Genomic DNA, 6,677 nt, shown 5'->3' on the forward strand with positions numbered 1-6,677 from the left:
TCAGTGGTTACCTCGGGATCACTAAACACTTTTTTGGCTGCAATGTCCATCATTGGACTGATAGAATGTCTTTTTTTGCTCATCTTGTTCTCCGAATTCTTTTGATGTGAGATGTTCACCTCAAAACATATATTCGAAAAATAGAGCGATTTCCCCTAAGTTTATTATAGCATAAATCCTAAAAATTGAAAATGATAACAAAAAAACTGCTAGTCTTTAAAAAACTAACAGGTTTCTAATTATTGATTTTCCGACTCTCTTGCCAAACGCTCCCTCTCTAAACGCAATTTTCGATTAGGATTGAGTGTGTTGAAGAGTTCTTCTAATTTCTCAGCATTCCAAACATCAGCAGCTGAGACAAAATTCCCATCCTTATCCTTGAAGGATATCGGTTTATCACCCATACAAACCTCCAAATTTATTGATAATTATTTACTAGTCCAAGTTCGAGAAGACAGATGAAACAGTTCCCAAATCTTGACGTGTAGCGACATGGAGTACAGGCAGTCGATACTACTGCCTGAACGAAATTAGTAAGGTTGGTAGGTAGTCCGCCATAGCGGCTACCGTACTACATCAAGTCCTTTAGGACTTAGAGGTAGTTCCAACGTTGCGACATGGAGTACAGGCAGTCGATATTACTGCCTGAACGGAATTAGTAAGGTTGGTAGGTAGACCGCCATAGCGGCTACCGTACTACATCAAGTCCTTGAGGACTTAGAAGTAGTTCCAACGTTAATCCACAAACTCGAATTCAAATTTGCCGATGCGAACTGTGTCCCCGTCTTTGGCTCCACGGGCACGCAGGGCTTCGTCAACTCCCATGCCACGCAACTGGCGGGCGAATTTCATGACAGATTCATCACGGTCAAAGTTGGTCATGGTAAAGAGTTTTTCAAGCTTGTCACCAGACAGAATCCAGCTGGCATCATCTGCACGGCTGATATCAAATTCTGGCTCGTCTGGGTTAAAGCCATAGTAAGCCTCTTCTTCTTGGAAATCTGATTCATCATAAAGCAAGAATTCTGGCGTTTTCTCTAGCAATTCTGCTGTTGCCTCCAAGAGATTTTCCAAACCTTGGTGGGCAATTCCTGAAATTGGGAAAATCTGTGGCAGTTCGTCAAATTCATCATAATTCGCTGCCAATTTTTTCTTAAATTCTTTCAGATTTTCCTCTGATTCTGGCATGTCCATCTTATTGGCAACAATAATCTGTGGGCGTTCCATAAGACGAAGATTGTAGGTTTCCAATTCATTGTTGATAGCTACATAGTCTTCGTAAGGATCCCGGCCCTCACTAGCTGACATATCCAAGACATGCAAGATAACACGTGTCCGCTCGATATGGCGAAGGAATTGGGTACCTAGACCGACACCCTGACTAGCGCCTTCAATCAAACCTGGAAGGTCAGCAACTGCAAATGACTCGCCAGATTTGGTCCGAACCATTCCCAAGTTTGGCACAATGGTTGTGAAATGATAGGCACCGATTTTTGGCTTGGCAGCTGTGATGACACTAAGAAGGGTTGATTTACCAACAGATGGAAAACCAACAAGACCAACGTCAGCCAATACTTTCAATTCCAACTCCAGATTACGTTCTTCGCCTGGTTCTCCGTTTTCAGAAATCTCTGGCGCAGGATTTTTAGGAGTTGCAAAACGGATATTTCCACGACCGCCACGTCCACCGTGGGCAATGATAAATTCTTGACCATTCTCAACCAAGTCAGTGATGACCTTGCCTGTATCCGCATCACGAACAGTTGTTCCTTGAGGAACACGAACAATCAAATCTTCTGCTCCACGCCCATGCATGCCCTTGGTCATCCCTTTTTCACCATCATCGGCCTTAAAACGGCGATTGTAACGGAAGTCCATGAGGGTACGCAAGCCTTCATCAACAACAAAGACCACATTACCTCCGCGACCACCGTCACCGCCCCAAGGTCCGCCGTTAGGAACATACTTTTCTCGACGGAAGGCCACCATGCCGTCGCCACCTTTTCCTGCCTTGACCTTGATCTTGGCAGTATCTAAAAACATACTCATATTTTACCTATTCTTTCCTAGAAAAAAACGCTTAGAAGCGTTTAATTCATCAATGCATTGATTGCCGGCAAAATCAAACCAGCTAACGTTACTAATACCATAATAACAACGATTAAAATTGTCACTTTCTCAAAAGTTGTTTTTTTATGTTTTACTTCACCAAAAGCCATCGCTTTCTCCTTATTTCAGTTTAAATCAGTTTATTTTACCATAATTTTGCTCTTTTTTCAATTATCACCTTTTGGAGACAAACTTTCCTTCACCTTCTCCGCCACCTTATACGGTACACCAGCTTCTGCGATTTCCTGCAAACTTGCTGACTGGATATTGCCAATGGACTTGAAATGCTTCATCAAAGCCTGTTTGCGTTTTGGTCCCAAGCCTTCAATGCCGTCCAATTTAGATGAGAAGGAATTTTTTGACCGAACCTGACGATGAAACTCAATAGCAAAGCGGTGAACCTCATCTTGAATCCGATGCAGGAGGAAAAATTCCTGTGAATTGCGAGGCAACTCAACTACTTCCAGCGGATTACCAAAGAGCAACTCGTGGGTCTGGTGCTTGTCATTCTTCTGCAAACCTGCAATGGGAATGGACATGCCCAACTCCTGCTCGATGACCTGCTTGGCGACATTGACCTGCCCCTGACCACCGTCAATGATAATCAAATCAGGCGGTGTCAAACCGTCCCGCAGCACCCGACTGTACCGCCGCTGCAAAACTTCTCGCATGGATGCATAATCATCCGGTCCCTCCACCGTCTTAATCTTATACTTGCGGTATTCTTTTTTATTCGGCACCCCATTTTCAAAGACCACCATAGCCGACACAGGACTGGTCCCCATGATGTTGGAGTTATCAAAAGCCTCAATCCGCACAGGCGTCGGAATACCCAAAAGCTGACCGATATTCTCCACCGCACCGTAGGTCTTCTCCAGATTTTTTTCCAAAAGATTAAACTTCTGCTCCAGACTAACACGGGCATTCTTGGTCGCCAGATTGATAAGCTGCTTCTTCTCGCCACGCTGTGGCTTCAGCACCTTAGTATCCACCAGAGCTTCTACGGCTTCTTGGTCAATATCCTGCGGTATCAAGACCTCTGACGGAATCAAATGTTGCTGGTCCCTGTAAAACTGACCGATATAGGTCAAAAAATCTTCGTCCGCATCATTATAGTATGGGAAGAGATTGACATTCCGCTCAATCAGTTTCCCCTGCCGAACAAAGAAAACCTGCACACACATCCAACCCTTGTCCACATAGTAGCCAAATACATCCCGATTTTGCAAGTCATGAGCCATCACACGTTGCTTGGTCCGCAGGGTGGAAATGGATTGCAGGACATCTCGGTATTCCGCAGCCTTTTCAAACTCTAGATTGCCAGCAGCTGCCTTCATCTTTTCCTGCACTTCCTTGACAATCTTATCATCATGACCTGTCAAGAACTGGGCAACTTCCTTAGCCATCTTGTCATAGTCAGACAGGCTGGGCAGGTTTTCCCCGTGAGCCAAACATTGCCCCAAATGATAATAAAGACAATACTTGTTCTCAGGCAATTTACACTTGCGGAAAGGATAGAGGCGTTCTAGCAGTTTGAGGGTTTGATTGGCCGCACTGACATCGGGATAGGGACCAAAATACTGACCACCATCCTTCTTAATCTGCCGTGTAATGATCAGTCGTGGATGGCGTTCCTTGGTAATCTTGATAAAAGGATAGGACTTGTCATCCTTGAGCATGATGTTATAACGGGGCTTGTTTTCCTGAATCAGATTGATTTCCAGCAAGAGGGCCTCGATATTGGAATCCGTTACGATAAATTCAAAGTCGGCAATCTCTGACACTAAAGCCTCTGTCTTGGTATCATGGGCACCACGAAAATAAGACCGCACCCGATTGCGCAGGTTTTTGGCCTTGCCTACATAGATAATTTTTCCGTACTTGTTTTTATGGAGATAACAGCCCGGACTATCCGGCAGCAGCTCCAACTTGTGCTTGATTAAATCGTTCATAGGACTATTATATCAGATTTTTCATCAGTCAGTAGCTTGTGAAAAATGAAACATTTTTCTAAAAAACTATTGCACCTGTACTAAAGTGGTAGTATAATAATTGTAATTTATTATATCTATCTAGGAGGTTCTTATGATTCAATTTAACCACATTACCAAAGCCTATGGCGACACCTTAGCCCTTGATGACTTGGATTTGACCATCGAAAGTGGCGAGATTTTCGGCCTAATTGGACATAACGGAGCAGGTAAGACCACAACCATCAGCCTGCTCACCTCCATCATCGAAGCCAGCCAAGGATCAATTACTGTAGACGGACTTCAACTGGAAGAAAATCGGGATGAAGTCAAAAAACGAATTGCCTACGTACCTGACTCGCCTGATATTTTCTTGCACTTGACAGCTTTTGAGTATTGGCATTTTATGGGTAAGGTCTACGGAGTTGATAAGGAAACGGTGGACCTGCGTATTGGCAAGCTAGCTACTCTATTCGATATGACCGCTCGCCAGTTTGAGCCCATTGACAGTTTCTCCCACGGTATGCGACAGAAAACCATTATCATCGGCGCCCTCATTCCCAACCCAGATATTTGGATTTTGGATGAACCCTTGACTGGACTGGATCCCCAGGCCTCATTTGACCTCAAGCAGATGATGAAGGACCATGCCAAAGGTGGTAACACCGTTCTCTTTTCGACCCACGTTTTGTCTGTTGCAGAACAACTCTGCGACCGTATCGGCATTCTGAGAAAGGGACGTCTGATTTTCGTAGGGAGTCTGGAAGAATTGAAATCCCAATATCCTGATAAGGATTTGGAGACCATCTATTTAGAATTAGCAGGTCGCCAACAAAGAGAGGAAGGTGAGGTCGGATGAACAAATCTCTGATTTGGGAATTGGTCAAAATCAATATCCTCTACTCCAACCCGCAATTGCTAGCAACTGTCAAGAAGAAACAAAGCAAGCGCAAGGATGGTTCATTTTCAGCCTACAAAAGCGTCCTTTGGCAACAACTCTTTATGATTCTATCTTTTGGAGTCCTCTACTCAGTCCTATTTTTAGGAGTTGATTATGGACGTTCCGCAGGTTTCTTCTCCCTCCAATTGGCCTTGTTTACTATTATTGCAATAGTATATGGCTTCACTGGATTTTTCTCCGTATTCTATGACAGTAAGGACACCAAGTTGTATCTTGCCCTTCCACTTAAACCACAAGAGGTTTTTGTAGCGAAAATGCTATCTGCTCAAGGGATGGTCCTCCCTTTCCTTATGCCCTGTCTTGCTCTCTTGGTCATTTCCTACTTGCAAATTGGTGGACCTGCACTATCACTACTTGCCATCCCTTCCTTTGTCATCCTCTGGCTTTTGGTCAATGTCATTAATTTGATTGTCATGCATTTTATTGGAGAAATTCTAACAAAAAGTCCGAGAAAGACGATGATTTCAACGATTCTAATGACAGGCTCATCACTCTTGGCATTTGGCGCTCTAATGTTTCTCCAGTCTCAACAAAGAGTTTCCCTAGAGTCAGGTGGATTTGTAGATTTTCCAAAATTGCCTGTCTTTGTTGGTTTTCATTATCTCGCTAGCCAGCCGTTCTCAGTCGGCACAATCCTACACTTCTTACTTCCTCTAGTTCTATTAGTTGCCTTGATTGGCTATTCCTTCAAGACTGTCATTCCTAATTACTTTAAACAGGTTTTAGCCTTTGAAAACGCAAGCAATCAAAAAAGACAGACCAAGCCTGCAAAAATTCCTACCAATCTAAATCAAGCGCTAATCAGACATCATTTATCTACTTTGAAAGATAGTAATCTGATGGTACAGACCCTGATTCAACCCATTATTATGGGGGTTGCGCTTTTTCCTAGTTTTGGTCAACTGGCTGAGAATGATGGTCTAGCAAGTATCGGAAGTGATTATTTTGGCATTGCCCTATTAGCAGGATGCCTCTTGGGAAGCATGTTCGCTGGTGCAACAACCTTTATCGGGGTTGCCATGTCCTTGGAAAAAGAAAATTATCATTTTATCCGAACTCTCCCCATAAATTTCAAGCAATTTACCATTCAGAAATTTTGGGTGATTGCTGCGGTACAATTCATCTTTCCATCCTTGCTTTATCTAGTATTAGCACTGGTCGTCATGAAAGTAAATCTCGTCCTAGCTCTCTTCTTTACCATAGGAATAATCATCGCAGCTCTGATAACAGGACAATTTTACTACTGGCGAGACCAACGGCTGCTCATGCTCAACTGGCAAAATTCCAACCAGCTTTTCGGTCGCGGAGCAGGTCAATGGCTGATTGCCGGGTCCATCCTACTAACCATGTTCCTTGGAACTGTTTTAATCATTATTAGTTCAATAATCGCCTCAATGATTGGCGGACTTCCAGTCAGTTTTGGACTTACAGGCTTACTCATCGTCTTTTCAGCCTGCCTTCAGCTCTTTATTTATAAGGCCTACTGGAAAAAACTATAAAAATAAAGGCTCTATAATTTCTGTAGTGGGTAAATCCACCGTGGAGATTATGGAGCCTTTTTGAGTGTAGAAAAAAAGTCCCATATGACCTATAATGAAAAGCGACTAAACAACTCATTAGAAAGGGTTCATATGGAA

Annotated in this window: 6 protein-coding genes; 2 read left to right on the top strand and 4 right to left on the bottom strand. The window is 43.4% G+C overall.

Features of this window, described 5'->3' with window-relative positions; all coding sequences use genetic code 11:
• Positions 1 to 239 precede the first annotated feature (239 nt).
• From C1E99_RS14995 to uvrC, 4 genes are all read right to left on the bottom strand, one after another.
• Complete coding sequence (locus C1E99_RS14995; protein WP_105106400.1) at positions 240 to 404, bottom strand: hypothetical protein; 165 nt, start codon at positions 402 to 404, stop codon at positions 240 to 242.
• Positions 405 to 735: 331 nt separating this feature from the next.
• Entirely contained in the window at positions 736 to 2,049 is a 1,314-nt protein-coding gene (obgE, locus tag C1E99_RS10765) for a GTPase ObgE (RefSeq protein WP_105106401.1), read from the bottom strand.
• A gap of 41 nt (positions 2,050 to 2,090) precedes the next feature.
• Positions 2,091 to 2,219 (bottom strand): DUF4044 domain-containing protein, encoded by a 129-nt coding sequence (locus C1E99_RS10770; protein ID WP_100881436.1) that lies wholly within the window; start codon positions 2,217 to 2,219, stop codon positions 2,091 to 2,093.
• A 57-nt stretch (positions 2,220 to 2,276) separates the two neighbouring features.
• Positions 2,277 to 4,061 carry an excinuclease ABC subunit UvrC gene (gene uvrC, locus C1E99_RS10775; protein ID WP_105207541.1) on the bottom strand — a complete coding sequence of 595 codons (1,785 nt, stop codon included), beginning with the start codon at positions 4,059 to 4,061 and terminating at the stop codon, positions 2,277 to 2,279.
• Positions 4,062 to 4,194: 133 nt separating this feature from the next.
• Between uvrC and C1E99_RS10780 the strand changes: the two genes are divergently transcribed.
• Both C1E99_RS10780 and C1E99_RS10785 read left to right on the top strand, forming a co-directional pair.
• Positions 4,195 to 4,938, top strand: coding sequence for an ABC transporter ATP-binding protein (locus tag C1E99_RS10780; protein WP_105207542.1), 744 nt, complete (start codon positions 4,195 to 4,197; stop codon positions 4,936 to 4,938).
• Positions 4,935 to 6,539 carry a permease gene (locus C1E99_RS10785; RefSeq protein WP_105207543.1) on the top strand — a complete coding sequence of 535 codons (1,605 nt, stop codon included), beginning with the start codon at positions 4,935 to 4,937 and terminating at the stop codon, positions 6,537 to 6,539. The genes C1E99_RS10780 and C1E99_RS10785 overlap by 4 nt, the downstream gene beginning before the upstream one ends.
• Positions 6,540 to 6,677 lie beyond the last annotated feature (138 nt).

The sequence above is a fragment of the Streptococcus suis genome, from assembly GCF_002964045.1.
GTDB classification, from domain to species: Bacteria; Bacillota; Bacilli; order Lactobacillales; family Streptococcaceae; genus Streptococcus; species Streptococcus suis_U.